The organism is Serratia proteamaculans, assembly GCF_008830365.1.
In the GTDB taxonomy this organism is placed as follows: Bacteria; Pseudomonadota; Gammaproteobacteria; order Enterobacterales; family Enterobacteriaceae; genus Serratia; species Serratia proteamaculans.
This window is the reverse complement of sequence record NZ_WBKI01000001.1, coordinates 1,056,764-1,075,480: the sequence shown is the minus strand read 5'-3', so window position 1 is coordinate 1,075,480 and position 18,717 is coordinate 1,056,764. Positions and strand designations below refer to the sequence as shown.

Annotated in this window: 19 protein-coding genes; 9 read left to right on the top strand and 10 right to left on the bottom strand. The window is 54.5% G+C overall.

The genetic code is table 11. From position 1 onward, the window contains the following. Nucleotides 1-24: 24 nt before the first annotated feature. Nucleotides 25-1,959: a protein kinase YeaG gene (gene yeaG, locus F8R23_RS05085; protein WP_012145456.1), complete on the bottom strand. Its 1,935-nt coding sequence runs from the start codon at nt 1,957-1,959 to the stop codon at nt 25-27. A gap of 47 nt (nt 1,960-2,006) precedes the next feature. Here yeaG and F8R23_RS05080 point away from each other — a divergent pair, with 47 nt between their 5' ends. Beyond that, entirely contained in the window at nt 2,007-2,279 is a 273-nt protein-coding gene (locus F8R23_RS05080; RefSeq protein ID WP_129934475.1) for a hypothetical protein, read from the top strand. 108 nt (nt 2,280-2,387) lie between these two features. Continuing rightward, complete coding sequence (locus tag F8R23_RS05075; RefSeq protein WP_151415344.1) at nt 2,388-3,152, top strand: MipA/OmpV family protein; 765 nt, start codon at nt 2,388-2,390, stop codon at nt 3,150-3,152. Between the two features lie 104 nt (nt 3,153-3,256). Here the strand turns inward: F8R23_RS05075 and F8R23_RS05070 are convergent, their stop codons facing one another. Together F8R23_RS05070 and gapA are read right to left on the bottom strand one after the other, a co-directional pair. Then, nucleotides 3,257-4,132, bottom strand: coding sequence for a D-hexose-6-phosphate mutarotase (locus F8R23_RS05070; RefSeq protein WP_129934477.1), 876 nt, complete (start codon nt 4,130-4,132; stop codon nt 3,257-3,259). A gap of 80 nt (nt 4,133-4,212) precedes the next feature. Beyond that, entirely contained in the window at nt 4,213-5,208 is a 996-nt protein-coding gene (gene gapA, locus F8R23_RS05065; protein ID WP_165366351.1) for a glyceraldehyde-3-phosphate dehydrogenase, read from the bottom strand. Between the two features lie 348 nt (nt 5,209-5,556). Here gapA and msrB point away from each other — a divergent pair, with 348 nt between their 5' ends. Together msrB and F8R23_RS05055 are read left to right on the top strand one after the other, a co-directional pair. Beyond that, nucleotides 5,557-5,970 carry a peptide-methionine (R)-S-oxide reductase MsrB gene (msrB, locus tag F8R23_RS05060; RefSeq protein ID WP_085117103.1) on the top strand — a complete coding sequence of 138 codons (414 nt, stop codon included), beginning with the start codon at nt 5,557-5,559 and terminating at the stop codon, nt 5,968-5,970. A 64-nt stretch (nt 5,971-6,034) separates the two neighbouring features. Then, nucleotides 6,035-6,307 (top strand): YeaC family protein, encoded by a 273-nt coding sequence (locus tag F8R23_RS05055; protein ID WP_129934478.1) that lies wholly within the window; start codon nt 6,035-6,037, stop codon nt 6,305-6,307. Nucleotides 6,308-6,344: 37 nt separating this feature from the next. On the opposite strand, the gene chiD is transcribed toward F8R23_RS05055, so the two are convergent. From chiD to sppA, 4 genes are all read right to left on the bottom strand, one after another. Beyond that, nucleotides 6,345-7,622, bottom strand: a complete 1,278-nt coding sequence (gene chiD, locus F8R23_RS05050) for a chitinase ChiD (protein WP_151415343.1) — start codon at nt 7,620-7,622, stop codon at nt 6,345-6,347. A 232-nt stretch (nt 7,623-7,854) separates the two neighbouring features. Continuing rightward, a complete protein-coding gene (gene pncA, locus F8R23_RS05045; protein ID WP_151415341.1) occupies nt 7,855-8,487 on the bottom strand; it encodes a bifunctional nicotinamidase/pyrazinamidase in 633 nt (210 codons plus the stop codon). Nucleotides 8,488-8,511: 24 nt separating this feature from the next. After that, nucleotides 8,512-9,528, bottom strand: a complete 1,017-nt coding sequence (ansA, locus tag F8R23_RS05040; protein ID WP_037419689.1) for an asparaginase — start codon at nt 9,526-9,528, stop codon at nt 8,512-8,514. Between the two features lie 93 nt (nt 9,529-9,621). Then, entirely contained in the window at nt 9,622-11,478 is a 1,857-nt protein-coding gene (sppA, locus tag F8R23_RS05035; protein ID WP_129934481.1) for a signal peptide peptidase SppA, read from the bottom strand. A gap of 160 nt (nt 11,479-11,638) precedes the next feature. Between sppA and F8R23_RS05030 the strand changes: the two genes are divergently transcribed. From F8R23_RS05030 to F8R23_RS05010, 5 genes are all read left to right on the top strand, one after another. Then, a complete protein-coding gene (locus F8R23_RS05030; protein ID WP_129935164.1) occupies nt 11,639-12,190 on the top strand; it encodes an NAD(P)H nitroreductase in 552 nt (183 codons plus the stop codon). A gap of 154 nt (nt 12,191-12,344) precedes the next feature. Beyond that, nucleotides 12,345-13,388: a selenide, water dikinase SelD gene (selD, locus tag F8R23_RS05025; protein WP_112348429.1), complete on the top strand. Its 1,044-nt coding sequence runs from the start codon at nt 12,345-12,347 to the stop codon at nt 13,386-13,388. Further along, nucleotides 13,388-14,506: a tRNA 2-selenouridine(34) synthase MnmH gene (gene mnmH, locus F8R23_RS05020; RefSeq protein ID WP_151415340.1), complete on the top strand. Its 1,119-nt coding sequence runs from the start codon at nt 13,388-13,390 to the stop codon at nt 14,504-14,506. The genes selD and mnmH overlap by 1 nt, the downstream gene beginning before the upstream one ends. Further along, nucleotides 14,506-16,431 (top strand): DNA topoisomerase III, encoded by a 1,926-nt coding sequence (locus F8R23_RS05015; protein WP_165366350.1) that lies wholly within the window; start codon nt 14,506-14,508, stop codon nt 16,429-16,431. Before mnmH ends, F8R23_RS05015 begins: the two co-directional genes overlap by 1 nt. Further along, nucleotides 16,428-16,724: a DUF1496 domain-containing protein gene (locus F8R23_RS05010; protein ID WP_129938218.1), complete on the top strand. Its 297-nt coding sequence runs from the start codon at nt 16,428-16,430 to the stop codon at nt 16,722-16,724. The genes F8R23_RS05015 and F8R23_RS05010 overlap by 4 nt, the downstream gene beginning before the upstream one ends. A 9-nt stretch (nt 16,725-16,733) precedes the next feature. On the opposite strand, the gene F8R23_RS05005 is transcribed toward F8R23_RS05010, so the two are convergent. The 3 genes from F8R23_RS05005 to F8R23_RS04995 form a co-directional block, all read right to left on the bottom strand. Continuing rightward, nucleotides 16,734-17,135, bottom strand: a complete 402-nt coding sequence (locus tag F8R23_RS05005) for a pyrimidine (deoxy)nucleoside triphosphate diphosphatase (RefSeq protein ID WP_129934485.1) — start codon at nt 17,133-17,135, stop codon at nt 16,734-16,736. Between the two features lie 45 nt (nt 17,136-17,180). After that, nucleotides 17,181-17,987: an exodeoxyribonuclease III gene (gene xthA, locus F8R23_RS05000; RefSeq protein ID WP_085117093.1), complete on the bottom strand. Its 807-nt coding sequence runs from the start codon at nt 17,985-17,987 to the stop codon at nt 17,181-17,183. Between the two features lie 102 nt (nt 17,988-18,089). Next, nucleotides 18,090-18,662 (bottom strand): LOG family protein, encoded by a 573-nt coding sequence (locus tag F8R23_RS04995; protein WP_112348434.1) that lies wholly within the window; start codon nt 18,660-18,662, stop codon nt 18,090-18,092. Nucleotides 18,663-18,717 lie beyond the last annotated feature (55 nt).

The window sequence follows — 18,717 nt, the reverse complement described above, 5'->3', positions numbered from 1 at the left end:
CATGACGCTAATTCTCATTAGACGTTATGAAGACTTTCTGACCCGCAGATACCATTCACACAGCAGGCGAACCTGTTTGCGGGTATAGCCTTTCTCCATCATGCGGTCGACGAAGTCGTCGTGTTTCTTCTGCTCATCCGTTGAGGTTTTAGCGTTAAACGAAATCACCGGCAGTAACTCTTCGGTGTTCGAGAACATTTTCTTCTCGATCACGGTACGCAGCTTCTCATAGCTGGTCCAGTTAGGGTTGCGACCACTATTATTAGCGCGGGCACGCAGTACGAAGTTGACTATTTCGTTACGGAAATCTTTCGGATTGCTGATGCCGGCAGGCTTCTCTATTTTCTCCAGTTCGGCGTTCAGGGACTCGCGATCGAACAGCTGTCCGGTATCCGGATCACGGTACTCTTGATCCTGGATCCAGAAATCTGCATAGGTCACGTAGCGGTCAAAAATGTTCTGACCGTATTCCGAGTAAGACTCCAGGTAAGCCGTTTGGATCTCTTTGCCAATAAACTCGGCGTATTTCGGGATCAGGTAGCCTTTCAGGTGCTCCAGGTATTTCTCAGACTGATCCTGTGGGAATTGTTCGCGTTCGATCTGCTGTTCCAGCACATAGAACAGGTGTACCGGGTTAGCGGCGACCTCAGCGTGATCGAAGTTAAACACCCGCGACAGAATTTTAAACGCGAAACGGGTGGACAGGCCGTTCATGCCTTCATCGACCCCGGCATAGTCGCGGTATTCCTGATACGACTTGGCTTTAGGATCGGTGTCCTTCAGGCTTTCACCGTCATAGACGCGCATTTTCGAGTAAATGCTCGAGTTTTCCGGTTCTTTCATGCGAGAGAGCACGGTAAAGCGTGCCAGCGTTTCCAGCGTACCCGGGGCGCATGGCGCATGGGTCAGTTCACTGTGATCCAGCAGTTTGTCGTAGATTTTGATCTCTTCCGACACCCGCAGGCAGTAAGGCACCTTGACGATGTAAACACGGTCGAGGAAAGCCTCGTTGTTTTTGTTGTTACGGAAGGTCACCCATTCGGATTCGTTGGAGTGAGCCAGGATAATACCGCTGAACGGCAGGGCAGAGATCCCTTCGGTCCCGTTGTAGTTACCTTCCTGGGTGGCGGTCAGCAGGGGATGCAGCACCTTGATCGGCGCTTTGAACATTTCCACGAACTCCATGATCCCCTGGTTAGCGCGGCACAGGGCACCAGAATAGCCGTAGGCATCCGGATCGTTCTGCGCGTGATTCTCCAGCTTACGGATATCGACCTTACCGACCAGCGCCGAGATATCCTGATTGTTCTCATCACCCGGTTCGGTTTTGGCGATGGCAATCTGTTCCAGAATGGAAGGGCGCACTTTTACTACTTTGAATTTGGTGATGTCGCCGCCAAACTCATGCAGGCGTTTGGCTGCCCACGGCGACATGATGGTGCCGAGGTAGCGATTCGGGATGTTATATTCTTTCTCCAGAATATTGGCATCCTCCTGCGGGTTGAACAGGCACAGCGGGTGGTCATTAACCGGGCTGCGTTCCCCGTTGGCGCTCAGGGTGTAGATAGGCACCAACTGCATCAATGCTTTCAGGCGTTCTGCCAGCGATGATTTCCCGCCGCCCACCGGGCCCAACAGGTAAAGGATTTGTTTCTTCTCTTCGAGCCCCTGAGCGGCGTGTTTCAGATAAGAGACTATCTGCTCGATAGCTTCCTCCATGCCGTAGAACTCTTCGAATGCCGGATAGCGTGCGATCACGCGGTTGGAGAACAGGCGAGACATGCGCGATTCGAGCGCAGTGTCGACCATTACTGGTTCACCGATAGCCATTAGCAGACGTTCGGCCGCATTGGCATAAGCACTGCGATCTTGCCGGCAAATGGTAAGAAAGTCCTGCAGTGTGAACTCTTCGTCCTTGGCAGCTTCGTAGCGCTGGCGATAGTGGTCAAATATGTTCATGGCGATGCCCGTCCTTTCGTTATTAGCACAGGTAAAGGGAGCTGGTGATGGTCTTTTGGCTCCCGAAAGAAGAAGTTATCCCTGAGTACAGCAACCCGTATGCCAACTTGGTGCGCTTATTATCGCGAGTTGCGCTGTATTGCCACTGGCTCAGGATTTATTCACCTTCTGATTTAAGCTTAGTTTGCATACCAGAAAATTTCCTGCTTGGTAAAAGGCTTTTTTTAAGTCATATCAATGACTCAGTTATTACAGGGATAGCCAAATGCCTTGTCTGGCGCGGCTTGCGGCAAAAAACGTCATGGTTCTGCCATGATTAATTCATATTTCCGATCTAAGTTATTCGATCTTGGTCCTTTTCTATTGTAAAGATTCAGCACGCAACGGAATTCTCACATAAACTAAGCACGCTATTAACTCTGTTATTTATGGAAAAAGAACCAGTGAAGATTTTTAAACTTAAAACGCTAGCAATTATCGCTTCCGCAATGGTTTGTGCGCAAAGTGCTCAGGCAGGAACTTGGTCACTCGGTGCTTCAGCGCTGGTTAGCCCGGATCCGTATCGTGGCTATCAAGACCGCGTATATCCGGTACCCGTCATTAACTATGAAGGTGACGACTTCTACTTCCGTACGCTGACCGCCGGTTATTACCTGTGGAAAGATCAGCAAAATCAACTGAGCCTGATGGGTTACTTCTCCCCGTTGGGCTATCGCCCAGGTGACAGTGACGACGACCGCATGAAGCAGTTGGACAAGCGTCGCGGCACCCTGATGGCCGGTCTGGCCTATTCGCATTTTGCTGAGTGGGGGATTCTGCGCACCACCTTTACCGGTGATACGTTAGACTACAGCAACGGTATGGTGGGTGATTTAGCCTATCTGTACAAATTTGATATGGGCGATTTCACCCTGGTACCTGGTGTGGGCGTGTCGTGGAGCAGCAAAAACCAGAACAAATACTACTACGGTATCAGCGAAAATGAATCTCGCCGCAGCGGTCTGGACAGTTACACGCCAGGTGATAGCTGGGCGCCGTACGTTGAGCTGAGTGCCAACTATAAGATCAACAAAGATTGGGATGCCTTCTTTGTTGGGCGTTATGTCCAACTGTCCGATGAAGTTAAAGACAGCCCAATGGTGGATAAATCTTACACCGGACTGTTGATGACGGGTGTGAAATACAGCTTCTAAGCGAAGCCTGCACCAATGTTGTGCAATGTAGGCATTATAAAGGGGCGCTGGCGCCCCTTTTGCACATCTGTAGCGCAGCAAGTCTTTGCTGCACTTAAAAGGGATCAGCCGTTGTTACGAACACGGAAGGTCACTGCCAGCCGGGCCGGTTGTTCACCGGCTGCCACCAGGGGTTTACTGACGCGACCCGTTTCTACGCAAACCATGGTTTTATAACCGTCATTTGGCATATCCGCCATGCTGCAAGAAAGCTCCACGCCGGGGTTCCAGGCAATCACGTCACTCATGTGATGGTGATGAACCTCAATGGTGCGTTGTTGCGCCGCGTCCTTGATCAGACTGAAGGCGTCCGGCTGGGTATAAACCCGGTCGGTCTGGCCGACGAAGGTCACGTCCCCCACTTGGCTGGCTTGTGCGCCCGCAGCCACTTTATCAATGTAAGGCTCGCCGAGGCCGGCCACTTTGACCTGGGCAATATCACCAATCTGGAAGTAGGTGTGCAACGCCGCGGTCGCCTGATAGTCGCCGTGGGACTCCAGCTCTATTTCACATTCCTCACCCAGTTTGAAACGGGCGATCAGCGTAAAGGCATGTGGCCACAGGCTGCGGGTCTGCTCATTGTCTTTCAGCGTGAAGGTCAGAATAACGCCGTTGTCGTCTTCATCATGCGCGGTCAGAGTCCACGGCTGATTGCGTGCGAAACCGTGTGAAGGTTTTGCTACCGGGCCAAACCAGGGCCAGCAGATAGGCACGCCGCCACGGATGGCATTGCCCTTTTTAAAGGGGGTGTTGTTGCTCAGCCAAATAACCGGTTTTTCACCGCTAGGTTGCCAGGCCAACAGATGTGCGCCCTGAAGTGAGATAGCGGCACGCACTTTCGGATGGGAAACCACTACGACAGGCAGTTCATCGAGCTGGCGCTGACTGATAAAAGGGGAAATTTGTTCGGTAACGGGTAGGGTGAAAATCTTTTCGTTCATCGGGTTGCCTTTTGTTCGCCGTAGAAACAAAAAAAGGGTGACAAAAATGTCACCCTCATCATCAGCTTAACATCAATCCATTATTTGGAGATGTGAGCGATCAGATCCAGAACCTTGTTGGAATAGCCGGTTTCGTTGTCGTACCAGGAAACCAGTTTCACGAAAGTGTCGCTCAGAGCGATACCGGCTTTGGCATCGAATACGGAAGTCAGAGTTTCGCCGTTGAAATCGGTAGAAACTACTTCGTCTTCGGTGTAGCCCAGTACGCCTTTCAGCTCGCCTTCAGAAGCGGCTTTGATAGCAGCACAGATTTCTTTGTAAGAAGCTGGTTTTGCCAGACGAGCAGTCAGGTCAACCACAGACACGTTCGGAGTTGGAACGCGGAACGCCATACCGGTCAGTTTGCCGTTCAGTTCTGGGATAACTTTACCTACTGCTTTAGCAGCGCCGGTAGAAGAAGGGATGATGTTCTGGGATGCGCCGCGGCCGCCGCGCCAGTCTTTGTGAGACGGGCCATCAACAGTTTTCTGAGTAGCGGTAGTTGCATGCACAGTGGTCATCAGCGCTTCAACGATACCGAAGTTGTCGTTGATAACTTTAGCCAGTGGTGCCAGGCAGTTAGTGGTACAAGAAGCGTTAGAAACGATTTCCTGACCAGCGTAAGATTTGTGGTTCACGCCCATAACGAACATAGGGGTGTCATCTTTGGATGGGCCAGTCAGAACAACTTTCTTAGCGCCTGCAGCGATGTGTTTACGTGCAGTTTCGTCAGTCAGGAACAGACCAGTTGCTTCAGCAACGACGTCAACATTGACTTCGTTCCACTTCAGGTTAGCCGGATCTCTTTCTGAGGTACAACGGATGGTTTTGCCGTTAACAACCAGGTGGCCGTCTTTAACTTCTACTGTGCCGTTGAAGCGGCCGTGAGTAGAGTCATATTTCAGCATGTAAGCCATGTACTCTGCGTCTAACAGGTCGTTGATTGCAACGATCTCGATGTCAGAACGTTCTTGAGCAGCACGAAAAACAATGCGACCGATACGGCCAAAACCGTTGATACCTACTTTGATAGTCATATATTCCACCAGCTATTTGTTAGTGAATAAAAGGTTGCCTGTAAAATTACAAAAACCTTACCAAGCGTCAAGCGGAATCGTGTCAATTCTTGCTGCAAATCAAACCTGGAAGCCGGGTTTGAGTGCTTATTGCACATTCCGTTTGCGTTCGGCCTCATCCGTTATATGGGGTCAAACCGCTAAGTATAAAGTCAGCCTATTTAAGATATGTGATCGGTGTCACATATCGCCATGGCGTGACCTTTATGGGCTACAGTTTAGGCCAAAAAGCGCTGCAGTGTTGTTAATTTTTTGTTATTATTACTCATTGTTTTCGTTGACATTATCCACATTCAGAGAAACGCACAAATGGCTAAAGAGACAACCCCTGACCATCAGGCCACGGAACTGAATGAAATCCAACGTTATGTCACTCAGGAACGTGGTACCGAGGCGCCGTATTCCGGCAAACTGCTGCACAACAAACGCGAGGGCGTGTACCATTGCCTGTGCTGCAACCATCCGCTGTTCTACTCCGACAGCAAGTATGACTCCGGCTGCGGCTGGCCGAGCTTCTATCAGCCGGTCTCCGACGATGCTATTCGTTATCTTGATGATAATACGCATAATATGCATCGCGTTGAGATTCGTTGTGGCCATTGCGACGCACACCTGGGGCATGTTTTCCCCGATGGCCCGCAGCCAACCGGCGAGCGTTTTTGCGTTAACTCGGCGTCGCTGAGCTTTACCGACGGTGAGAACGGTGACAAAACGGCCGGCTGACGGATTATTCAGTGAGAAAAATCGATTCAGCTAATTATTCTTCCACGAGTGAGGACATGCTCTGATGGACGTAAAAGATCTGATTGCCGCCATGACGCCGGAAATCTATCAGCGACTGGTGCAGGCCGTTGAATTGGGCAAGTGGCCCGACGGCGTAGCGCTAACGCCGGAACAGAAAGAAAATAGCCTGCAGGCAGTGATGCTGTGGCAGTCATTGTACAATGCTGACCCGCAGCATATGAGTATCGGCACCGACGGCCAGATTGTGATGAAGAGCAAGCAGGAACTGAAACAGCAGTTCATTGCTGAACCGCTGGTCAAGTTAAAGCCGCAGTAAATCAGCGGGGCGATGCGAGCATCGCCCCGCTGATTTATCATTTCCCGCCGTTAATCCCCAGTGACTCTGCCAGTTGATGTGCCAAGCGGTTATTGTCGTCTGCGCCATATTCCCAGAACATCGCACCGCCCAACCCTTTGCTTTTGATGTAGTCAGCCTTGAGTTCCACTGAACGCGGGTTCTCATATGAAATGGCAAACAGCGGCTTGCCCTCAGCGGATTTCATCGTCAGGTACGGGACCTGTGCGTCACTGTCCCAATGGGCGGTAAAGCGCCGTTGTGGATCGTTCAGCAGTTTGCTGACGATATCGTTGTATTTGAAGTAGCTGTCCTTGGTCAGATCCAGCCCCATGGCTTTAAACACGGCGGTTTCGCGTGCGGTGAAGTAGGGCTGGGTGACCGGGTTTTTGGCTGCATCTGGTTTGTCCCAGTCAACGCCCGCTTCGGTTGCCCGCTTTGGTACCCGGCCATAGAAACCAATACCCAGGTTCAACTGGGCAGGCTTCAACCCGGCCGCCAGATAGTTTTCCACCACAAAATTGGCGCTGTAACGATCGGCGGCGGCGACGGTTGGCCACTGTTTGGAGTCATACAGGTTGGAGTTGAAGTATTGGGTGCCGTACGCCATGTCGTAGGTCATCAGGTTGATGTAATCGAGATAGGGCGCAATGCCTTTAACATCGACCCATTCTTGCGGACTTTTTACGTTGGCGCCGACGGCGATAGTCAGCAACTTGCCTTTATCCAGGGTTTTATGCAGCTCTGCCAGCAACAGCGTGAAGTTGGCGCGATCCGCCGGTTGGCTTTCGACCAGTCCCCAGGCGCCGTTAACCGGGTATTCCCAGTCGAGATCGATGCCGTCCAGATGATATTGCTTAATCACCTGCTGCACCGAACGGATAAACACCGCCCGACTTTCCGGTGTGGCGGCCGCGCCGGAGAAACCGCGGGCCCCCCAGCCGCCGACGGACAGCAGCACTTTCAGTTCCGGGTTCTGTTTACGCAATACCGGCAGCAATTGCAGGTCAGTCATGACCTTGGGCGACAGATAGATTTGGTGCAGGCGAGCCGGATCTTTTAGCGCCGGGTTGGTTTCCTGTTTCTCGTCGTTGTAAATCAGGCCGAAAGAGTAATTGAGGTGGGTAATCTGAGTGACGTCCAGCTTGTTGATATCGCCGCCAGGGCCGGCGGTAACGTCACCGCCGCCGTTGAAATAACCGACGGACAGGTAAGAAGCGGCGTGGGCCATGCCGGCACCAGCCATACCAAGCTGCACCGCTACCAGTAAAGGCAGCAGTTTACGGGTTAATACCATGTAATCTCCTTTGGTCGACAAGGCCGACCGAAACCGCCTGAGGCGGTAATCTAAAGCCGGGCTCAATGGGCCCCGGATGCGTATAACTTACTGATGCCAATGCATCAGCGGTCATAACAGCAAAAGCGACGCAGACGAACAAGATGTAATCACAGGAGAATGGTTGGAATGTGAGCGATGTCGAGGTTTGGACCGAGGGAAGGGAAATGGGCGCAACCCGCGCCCAGGGATATCAGTGAGCGATAAATTGTGACAGGGTAACGAGGTGTGCGCCGGCCTGCTGCATCGCCTGGAAAGCTTCCTGGCTGTCGCCGGGCTGTAAATCAACGCCGCGACAGCCATCGGTGATCACTGTGGTCTGATACCCCAGCGCCAGCGCATCCAACACGCTGAACTTTACGCAGTAGTCGGTCGCCAACCCCATAATCGCCAGATGGCTAACCTGCTGCGCTTTCAGCCAAGCGTCCAACTCGGTGTGTGAGCGGTGACCGTTGTCGAAGAAGGCGCTGTAGCTGTCGATATCCGTATTTTGCCCTTTACGGAACACTGCGATAATGTCCCGCCGGTGCAATTGTGGATGAAACTCAGCACCCTGGCTTTCCTGTACACAGTGCACCGGCCACCACACCTGAGGTAAGCCTTCGAGTTCACCCAGGGTACCGACCTGCGCGTTGGCGTTTACCGCAAAGCTACGGTGATTGGCGGGGTGCCAATCCTGGCAAGCGACCACCGGCTCGCCGCGCGCGGTGCAGGCCGCTATCGCCTGATTGGCTGCGGTTATTACGGCATCACCGTCGGTCACTGCCAGTGCGCCGCCGGGGCAAAAGTCGTTTTGTAAATCGATAAGCAACAGGGCAGTTTTCATCGTCACTCCGTGGTGTGGAACAGGTTAACCGCTGATGCTCAGCTCACCGCGCAGGTCTTGCTGCATCTGGCTGCGGATTTGCTCCGGCGTCAGCGGTTGGCTCAGCAGGTAATGCAGCTTGGTCAATGCGGCCTCGACCGTCATATCAAACCCGCTGATGACGCCGGCATGGGCCAGCGCATTCCCGGTGGCGTAACCTTCCATATTGACCCGCCCGGAGATGCACTGCGTCAGGTTGACTACCACAATGCCGCGTTCAGAGGCATCGCGCAATTCATCCACCAACTCTGCTTTTTGTGGGGCGTTACCCACACCGTAAGAGCGCAAGATCAAGGCTTTCACCGGCTGTAGCAGGAAATTGCGCACTACCGCGCCAGAAATCCCTGGGTAAATCGTCACCACACCGATCGGCTGCGGCGTAATGTCATGCACCTTGAGTTCGCCGTTGCAGGCCGGGCTGTCGATACCGTTCTGGCGGCGAATATGAATACCGGCCTCCAGCAGCGGCGGCAGATTAGGAGAAGCAAAGGCATCGAAACCATCGGCATGCGCCTTGGTGGTGCGGTTGCCGCGAAACAGCTTGTTGTTGAAGAACAGGCTGACTTCATTCACCGGATGGTTGGCCGCCAGATAAAGCGCGTTCAGCAGGTTGGTCTGGCCATCTGAGCGCAGTTCCGCCAGCGGAATTTGCGAACCGGTGACAATCACCGGTTTGGCCAGGTTTTCCAGCATGAATGACAGCGCCGAGGCCGTGAATGCCATGGTGTCGGTACCGTGCAGGATCACAAAGCCATCATAGCGGTCGTAATTTAGTTTGATATCGTCGGCGATATGCTGCCAGTCTTCCGGCGTCATGTCGGAGGAGTCGATCAGCGGCGCATATTCATGAATGGTGAAGTCCGGCATTTCCGGACGGTGGAATTCAGGCATCAAGGCCAGTTGACGCTGCAGGTGACCAGAGACCGGAATGTAGCCGTGCTCAGAACGCTGCATGCCGATGGTCCCACCGGTGTAGGCGACGTAAATCGATTTCTTTTGCATAGTGATTGTTTTAACAGAAATAAGATGGGCTGAATTATAGGGGGATAAGCGCAGAAAAAAAGCCCGGCGGGTACCGGGCTGAGGATTAATTTGTTAGCGGACTTCTCCGCAGGTCAAACAAATGGCGTAGCGGTTTTGCGGATCGTTCAGGTTATTGAACAAACCCGGCTGCTCTTTGACTGCCATGGCCACTGACGCCAGCGGCGCAGGCAGCATGGACTGGATGGCTGCAGGTAGCATGGCGTGAATTGACACACCAAACTGGCTGAGCACCATGTCGGTCAGGCTTGGGGTATCGACAAACCAGTTAAGCTGCCACTGTTTCAACTGCGCCAGCTCGGCGGCTTTCTTCACCGCGTCGTCGAAATCACCCAACTGATCGACCAACCCATTGGTCTTGGCATCGCTGCCCAACCACACGTGGCCCTGAGCAATCTGATCAACCTGCGGCGGTGTCATTTTGCGCGACTTGGCGACCAGGTCGATAAAGTTTTGGTAACCTTTTTCGATGTTCAACTGCATCATCTGCGAGAACTCTGGCGGCAGCGCCTTAGTGACGGCAAGATCCGCCAGCGGTGAGGTTGCCACACCGTCGGTATGCACGCCAATGCTGTCCAGCGTCTGCTCGTAGGTATTGATGACCCCGAAGATGCCGATAGAGCCGGTGAGGGTGCTCGGGCTGGCGATGATGTAGTCCGCTGGCGTAGAGACCCAATAACCCCCCGAGGCAGCCATGCCGCCCATGGATACCACCACAGGTTTGCCGGCGGCACGTACCGCAGCCAACTCGGAGCGGATCACTTCAGAGGCACTGACGCTGCCCCCTGGGCTGTTGACCCGGAAAATCACCGCCTTGATGGCCGGATCCAGTCGCGCCTGACGCAGTTCCGCCGCGGTGGTATCGCCACCCACGGTGCCTGGCGTTTGCGGACCGTCCATGATCGCGCCGTTAGCGAAGATCACGGCGATTTTGCCGCCCTGATCCGGCGTCGGTTTCGGCTGGTAGTCGTAGATGCTGGTCGCGTTGAAATCATTCGCCTGTTTGTCCCAACCGAAAGTCTTGATCAGTTGGTTTTCGATCACGGTGCGCGACGCCAGTTCATCGACCAGTTTGTTATCCAGCGCATACTTCGCGGTATCGCCACCGGCAGCCTGCATACCGCTCAGCACCCCTGCAGCACCCGGGAACAGTTGCTGTGCGGTGATCTGACGGTTGGCCGCCACGGTATCCAGATAGTTCTGCCACAGCCCGCCAATCCAGCGGCTGTCGGCTTCACGGGCGGCCGGTGACATATCGTCACGGATCAAAGGTTCCACTGCGGATTTATACGTCCCGACGCGGAAGATGTTGGTGGTGACCTTCAGTTTTTCCAACAGCGACTTGTAGTAAAGGTTATTGGTGGCAAAACCGTGCATATCGACTGCGCCCTGCGGTGACAGGTAAACCTTGTTGGCGTAGCTGGCCAGATAATATTGCGTCTGGTTATAGCTGTCGCCGATGGCAAAAATCGGCTTGCCGCTGTCACGGAATTCACGCAGCGCTTTACCGATGTATTGCAGTGAAGGCTGGTCGGCACCGGCGAAGTCATTTAACTGCAATACCATGCCGGTAATGTTTTTGTCGTCTTTGGCCTTGCGGATGCTGTCAACCACGTCAAACAGGGAGTTTTCCTGCAGGCGATTGCTGGAAGCGCCCAGCAGTTCACGGCCCCATTGGCGTACCTTGTTGTTCATCGACGGCTGGTCAACTACCACGCCGCTCAGGTCCACCAGCAACGCACCGCGGGTAGGGACGGCAGGGGTGGTGGCACTCTGGAATGAAAGATAAATACCGACCCCAACCAGGATCAGCAACACCAGGAACAAATTAAGGATCAGTTCCCTGATAAAGTTCAGCAGACGCCATGTCCACCTGAAAACGCCGGCAATGATTTGCCACAATGTGCGCATGTGCTCTCCAGCAAGAGTCGAGAATGTTCCGCTATCCTAATGAGCGGCCGAGGAAATGTCAGCTTTAAATCGCGGGTCACAGAGGCTAATGCCGAGGCTGTCACTCACCGTTTAGCTATGTTAACGTGATCGTAATGAAAATTGTTATCAGGAGTTTATGATGGATGCACTGGATCTTTTACTGAATCGCCGCTCTGCGTCACGCCTTGCGGCCCCTGCGCCTACCGATGGGGCGCGTCAGAATATCATCAATGCGGGCCTGCGGGCGCCCGATCATGGCGCGTTGCAGCCATGGCGTTTTGTGATGATTGAAAACCAGGGCCTGGAGCGTTTTAGCCAATTGTTACAAGCTGCTGCAAAGCAGGACGAGATGGACGAAGCCGCGATTGAAAAGGCGACAAAAGCGCCATTCCGTGCGCCGTTGATCATCACCGTGGTGGCACACTGCACTGAAGAAACCAAGGTCCCCCGTTGGGAGCAGGTGGTTTCTGCCGGCTGTGCGGTACAGGCGATGCAGATGGCCGCACTGGCGCAGGGCTTCAATGGCATCTGGCGTACCGGTGCCTGGACCGAGCATCCTCTGGTTCGTGAAGCCTTTGGCTGCCGCGAGCAGGACGAAATTGTCGGCTTCCTGTATTTGGGCACCCCGCAGCTAAAAGCGTCTACTAAAGTGATCGCCCCAGACAGCACGCCTTTCGTCAGCTATTTCTGATCCCTGTCGCGGCGACGGAAAAATGCGCTAAATCCCGCCATTCTGTGTTGTTTCTGAGCAGGCTGTTCGGTTATCGACAGCCCGCTCTTACCATTCCCCTCGGCAAGCGCTACCCTATGCTATCTTGAATGCCGTTAACCGAAGGGAGTGGTATATGACATCGCCAGCGATCCGTTTAACCCAGTACAGCCATGGCGCCGGCTGCGGTTGTAAAATCTCACCGAAAGTTCTCGAAACTATTCTGCACAGCGAGCGGGAGAAGTTTGTCGATCCCCGCTTGCTGGTGGGCAATGAAACCCGTGACGATGCGGCGGTGTATGACATCGGCAACGGCGTTGGCATCATCAGCACCACCGACTTCTTTATGCCGATTGTTGATAACCCATTCGATTTCGGCCGTATCGCCGCCACCAACGCCATCAGTGACGTCTATGCCATGGGTGGTAAACCGATCATGGCGATTGCCATCTTGGGATGGCCGATTGCCACGCTGCCGGCGGAGGTGGCGCAACAGGTGATCGACGGCGGGCGCTATGCCTGTCAGCAGGCGGGTATCGCCCTGGCGGGAGGCCATTCTATCGATGCGCCAGAGCCTATTTTTGGCCTGGCGGTGACCGGCATCGTCAATACCGAGCGGGTGAAGAAAAACAGCGCGGCGCAGGCCGGAGCCAAATTGTACCTGACCAAGCCGTTGGGCATTGGCGTCCTGACCACCGCCGAGAAGAAAAGCAAACTGTTGCCAGAGCATGAAGGCCTGGCGACCGAAGTGATGTGCCAACTGAATAAACCGGGCACGGATTTTGCCGAAGTCGAAGGCGTGACGGCGATGACCGATGTCACCGGCTTCGGTCTGCTGGGCCATCTGAGCGAGGTTTGCCAGGGGTCAAGGCTACAGGCGACGGTATGGTTTGATCAGGTCCCTAAACTGCCTGACATCGAGCGTTATATTGCCGAAGGCTGCGTACCCGGCGGTACCGGGCGCAACTTTGATAGTTACGGCCATCTGGTTGGTGAAATGACCGACCTGCAGCGCCAATTGCTGTGCGATCCGCAGACCTCCGGCGGCTTGCTGCTGGCAGTACTGCCTGAAGCGGAGCAGCAGGTGCAGGCGATTGCCGAGCGCCACGGCATTCAACTCCAGGCTATCGGTGAACTGCATGCGGCCGTGCCTTCCAAACCCCTGATCGAGGTTGTCTAGTGTCAGCCTCGAGGGAACGGGAAGACACCCAGGACTACCGCCGTATTTTTTTGCAAGATATCCCGCTGATTGACGTGCGTGCTCCGGTTGAGTTTCAGCAGGGTGCATTCGACAATGCGCTGAATCTGCCGTTAATGAACGATGAAGAGCGGCAGGCCGTCGGCACCTGTTACAAGCAGCAGGGGCAGCAGGCGGCGATTGCGCTGGGTCATCGTCTGGTTAATGGCAGGCTGCGCGAGAAACGCACGGCGGCCTGGCTGGCGCAATGTGCCCAATGGCCGCAAGGCTATATTTATTGTTTCCGCGGCGGTTTGCGTTCACAGCTGGTGCAGCAGTGGCTGCGTGAGGCTGGCGTGACCTACCCGCGGATCACCGGCGGCTACAAGGCACTGCGTAATTTCCTGCTCACCACGCTGGAGCAGAGTGCCGAACTGCCGATGGTGTTGATCGGCGGCAATACCGGCAGTGGTAAAACTCTGCTGGTCAATGAACTGGCCGATGGCATCGATCTGGAAGGTGTTGCACACCACCGCGGTTCATCTTTTGGCCGAACGCTGGTGGAACAAAGCGCTCAGATAGATTTTGAGAATCGTCTGGCTGTGTTATTGCTGAAAAAACAGCATGGTGGCTGCCGCCGTTGGGTGCTGGAAGACGAAGGGCGCATTATCGGCAGCAACAACCTGCCGTTAGCGATCTTCAACCGCATGCAGCTGGCACCGGTAGCGGTGATAGACGATCCCTTTGAGGTGCGTCTGGCCCGGCTACAGCAAGAATATATCGATCGGATGCGTATTGAGTTTGAACAGGCCTATGGTGCGCAGCTTGGCTGGCAGAAGTACGATGACTATCTGCATCACGGCCTGTTTGCCATTCGCCGCCGCCTGGGGCTTGAACGTTTCCAACAGCTGACGCAACGCCTGGAATGGGCACTGCAGTGCCAGCAGGCCAGTGGGAATAGTGACGAGCATCAGGAGTGGCTGGTGCCGTTGTTGCAGCACTACTACGATCCGATGTATCACTACCAATTGGAAAAGAAATCCCAGCGGATTATGTTCCGCGGGAATTATGCTGAAGTAAGAGAATTCCTGATGACGTACAGCCAGAATAACGGTGAATAATGCGACTGTTTATTGCCGAAAAACCGAGTTTGGCGCGCGCCATTGCCGACGTACTTCCCAAGCCGCATCGTCGCGGCGACGGATTTATCGCCTGCGGTAACAATGATGTGGTGACCTGGTGTGTGGGCCACTTATTAGAACAGGCGCAGCCGGATGCCTACGACAGCCGTTATGCGCGCTGGTCGCTGGCGGATCTGCCGATCATCCCTGAAAAGTGGCAGTTGCAGCCGCGTCCGTCGGTCAGCAAGCAGCTTAATGCCATCAAAAAGCTGCTGCACGAGGCCGATGAAGTGGTGCATGCCGGTGACCCGGATCGCGAAGGCCAATTACTGGTGGACGAGGTGCTGGACTACCTGGCGTTGTCGCCGGAAAAACGTCACAGCGTCCGCCGTTGTCTGATCAACGATCTCAACCCGCAGGCGGTAGAGCGCGCTATCGAACGGCTGCGTGATAATCGCGACTTTATCCCCTTGTGTGTCTCTGCTCTGGCGCGCTCCCGCGCCGACTGGCTATATGGCATCAACATGACCCGCGCTTACACCATTTTGGGGCGTAATGCCGGTTATGACGGTGTGTTGTCGGTGGGGCGGGTACAGACGCCGGTGTTGGGGTTGGTGGTACGGCGTGACGAGGATATTGAAAACTTCGTTTCGAAGGACTTCTTCGAAGTTAAAGCACACATCGTGACGCCCAAAGACGAGCGCTTTGTTGCTCTGTGGCAACCCAGTGACTCCTGTGAGCCTTATCAGGATGAAGAAGGGCGCCTGCTGCACCGCTCGTTGGCAGAACACGTGCTCAAGCGCATCGAGGGCCAGCCGGCACTGGTCACGTCTTATAATGATAAACGGGAATCAGATACCGCCCCCTTGCCGTTTTCACTGTCGACTTTGCAGATTGAGGCTTCCAAACGTTTCAACCTGAGCGCGCAGCAGGTACTGGACGTCTGCCAGCGGCTGTATGAAACCCATAAATTGATTACCTATCCGCGTTCTGACTGTCGTTACCTGCCGGAAGAGCACTTTGCCGGGCGTCATTCGGTGTTGAATGCCATCAGTGTTCATCAGCCGGATCTTTATCCGCAGCCGGTGATCGACAGCGATCGCCGTAACCGCTGCTGGGACGACAAGAAGGTGGATGCCCACCACGCCATTATCCCGACCGCCCGTGCCAGTAAGGTTAGCCTCAGCCAGGATGAACTGAACGTTTATGGCTTGGTGGCGCGGCAGTACCTGATGCAGTTCTGCCCGGACGCCATGTTCCGCAAATGCGTGATTGAGCTGGATATTGCCGGTGGCAAGTTTATCGCCAAGGCGCGTTTTCTGGCGGAAGCCGGGTGGCGAACACTGTTGGGCAGTAAAGAGCGTGATGAAGAAAATGAAGGCGCTCCGTTGCCGGTCGTGGCGAAGGATGACCAGCTATTGTGTGAACGTGGTGAGGTGGTTGAACGTCAGACCCAACCGCCACGTCCTTTTACCGATGCCAGCCTGCTTTCCGCCATGACAGGGATTGCCCGTTTCGTTCAGGATAAAGCACTAAAGAAAATCCTGCGGGCGACCGATGGTTTAGGGACAGAGGCCACGCGCGCGGGCATCATTGAGTTGCTGTTCAAGCGGGCGTTTTTGTATAAGAAAGGGCGCTATATTCACTCCAGTGAAACCGGCCGGGCGTTGATCCATTCGCTGCCGGATATTGCAGCCCGTCCTGATATGACCGCCAACTGGGAAGCCACGCTGACGCAAATCAGTGAGAAATCCTGCCGTTATCAGGACTTTATGCAACCTCTGGTAGGCACTTTGCAGGAGCTGATTTATCAGGCCAAGCAGAGCCGGGCGAGTATGGCGTTTCGCGGGTTGCCGCCGTCACCTTCTGCCGGGGCGAAAAAACGCAAGAAAAGCGCGGGCAAGGCGCGGGAGAAGAGCGAATGAATTATGGCTTACTGATGCTGGCCAGCGGCGCGTTGCTGTTTTGTTCCACGGCGGCAATTGCCAATCGTGGTGACGTGGATGTGGTAGTGCCGGTATCGCCGGAAATCTGGGGTACGGCAAAAAATGCCGCCACTCAGCCAACGGCGCAACCTTGCGTTCGCTGCTGTATCTATCAGGATAAAAACTATTCTGAAGGGGCGGTACTCAAGGTGGAAGGGGAAGCATTACAGTGCGTACGCGACCCCAACGTGGTGGGGACTAACCCGTTGATCTGGGTACGGTTGAAGAAGTGACGCTGTAACTCAGGCCTTCGCCCGCTGTGTGGCGATATAGGCAGTTAACAGCGGTACGTCCGCCGGGGCCAGCGGGTAGTCAAACGCCTGCTCCGGCGCTAACCAAACAAAGTCTGAATGGCAGCGGTTTTGTAATTCACCGCTGAAGGTAGCTACCCGCCAGGCATGCAAGCGAATAATGCGCTCGCTTTGCTGCCACTGGTTACTGGCGACATAGCTCCCCACACTGGCGACAATCCCCAATTCTTCTTCTAGTTCACGCGCCAGCGCCTGAGGTTGGCTCTCGCCTGCCTCGACTTTACCGCCGGGAAATTCCCACAGCCCAGCCTGATCGCTGCCGGCATCACGTTGTGCCAGAAGAATTTTGCCATTTTTTTCAATGATGGCGGCGACGACATCGATAATTTTCATGCGTACCACATAGCAAAACCCCGGCGAAGGCCGGGGTTGGATAAATTACAGTGAGAACTCTGCCCAGACCGGGGCGTGATCCGAAGGTTTTTCCATCCCGCGGATCTGGTAATCGATACCAGTCGCGGTGCAGCGTGCGGCCAATGGCGTGCTGGCTAACAACAGGTCGATACGCAGGCCCCGGTTTTCATCGAACCCACGTGAACGGTAGTCGAACCACGAGAATTCATCGTTACGTTCCGGGTTCGCATGGCGATAGGTATCCACCAGGCCCCAGTTCATCAGGCGGTCCATCCATTCGCGCTCTTCCGGCAGGAAGGAGCACTTACCGGTACGCAGCCAGCGCTTGCGGCTTTCTTCACCGATACCGATGTCGTAATCGCTTGGGCTGATATTTACGTCACCCATCACCAGTACCGGTGAGTCCACCGACATTTGCTGCTCCAGGTAGTTTTGCAAATCCTGGTAGAAGCGCGTCTTGGCTGGGAATTTGATCGGATGGTCACGGCTTTCACCCTGCGGGAAGTAGCCGTTGATCACCGTCAGCGTGCCTTGTGGTGTCGCCAGATCGGCCATGATGATGCGGCGCTGTGCGTCTTCATCATCGGTCGGGAAACCACGGCGCACGGCAAGCGGCTTCTCTTTGGTTAGCAGCGCCACGCCATAGTGGCCTTTTTGGCCATGGTAGAACACGTGATAACCGTGCTGACTGACTTCTTCCAGTGGGAACATGTCATCGTGAACTTTCGTTTCCTGCAGGCCGATGACGTCTGGCTGGTGCTGTTCGATGATGGCGGCCAGTTGGTGCGGACGCGCACGCAGTCCATTGATATTAAAAGAGACAAACTTCATGAGCGGTGCCGTTTTCACAAGAAAAATGTGTTGAGATAGTAGCAGAGTTTGGCCAGAAATGTAACGCAGGCCAGCGGCAACGGCCGCCGCCGGCAAGCAAAATTATTTTGCCCAGCGGTCGTAATTCTTCGGCTGATAGTCGTCGAATTGCTGCAGCAAGGTTTGCGCTGAATCGCTGATATGCATGGTACCGAGGTAGTCATGGCGCATAAAGCCCTGATCGGCCACGTGCTGCAGGAAACTGTTTAACGGGCGATAAAAACCGTTTACGTCCAACAGACCCACCGGTTTGCTGTGATAGCCGATCTGACCCCAGGTCCAGATTTCAAACAGTTCCTCCAGGGTGCCTATGCCGCCAGGCAGAGCAATAAAACCGTCTGCCAGCGCCGCCATGCGCGCCTTACGGGTGTGCATGTCCGGGACTACTTCCAGTTCCGTCAGACCTCGGTGTGCGGTTTCTGCTTCGACCAGGCGCTCGGGAATGATGCCCACGGCCTCACCACCGGCGGCAAGGACCGCATCCGCCACAATGCCCATTAACCCTTTTTTACCGCCGCCATAGATGAGGCGTCGGCCCTGAGTGGCCAGCGTCAGACCCAATTGCCGTGCATTCTCGGCATAAGCAGGATTAACGCCTTCGCTGGCGCCACAAAAAACGCAGATATTGTTACGCATGCACTTTCTTCCTTAACTGCATTAAAGAAGTCAGTGATATAGCGAATTGTTGGCC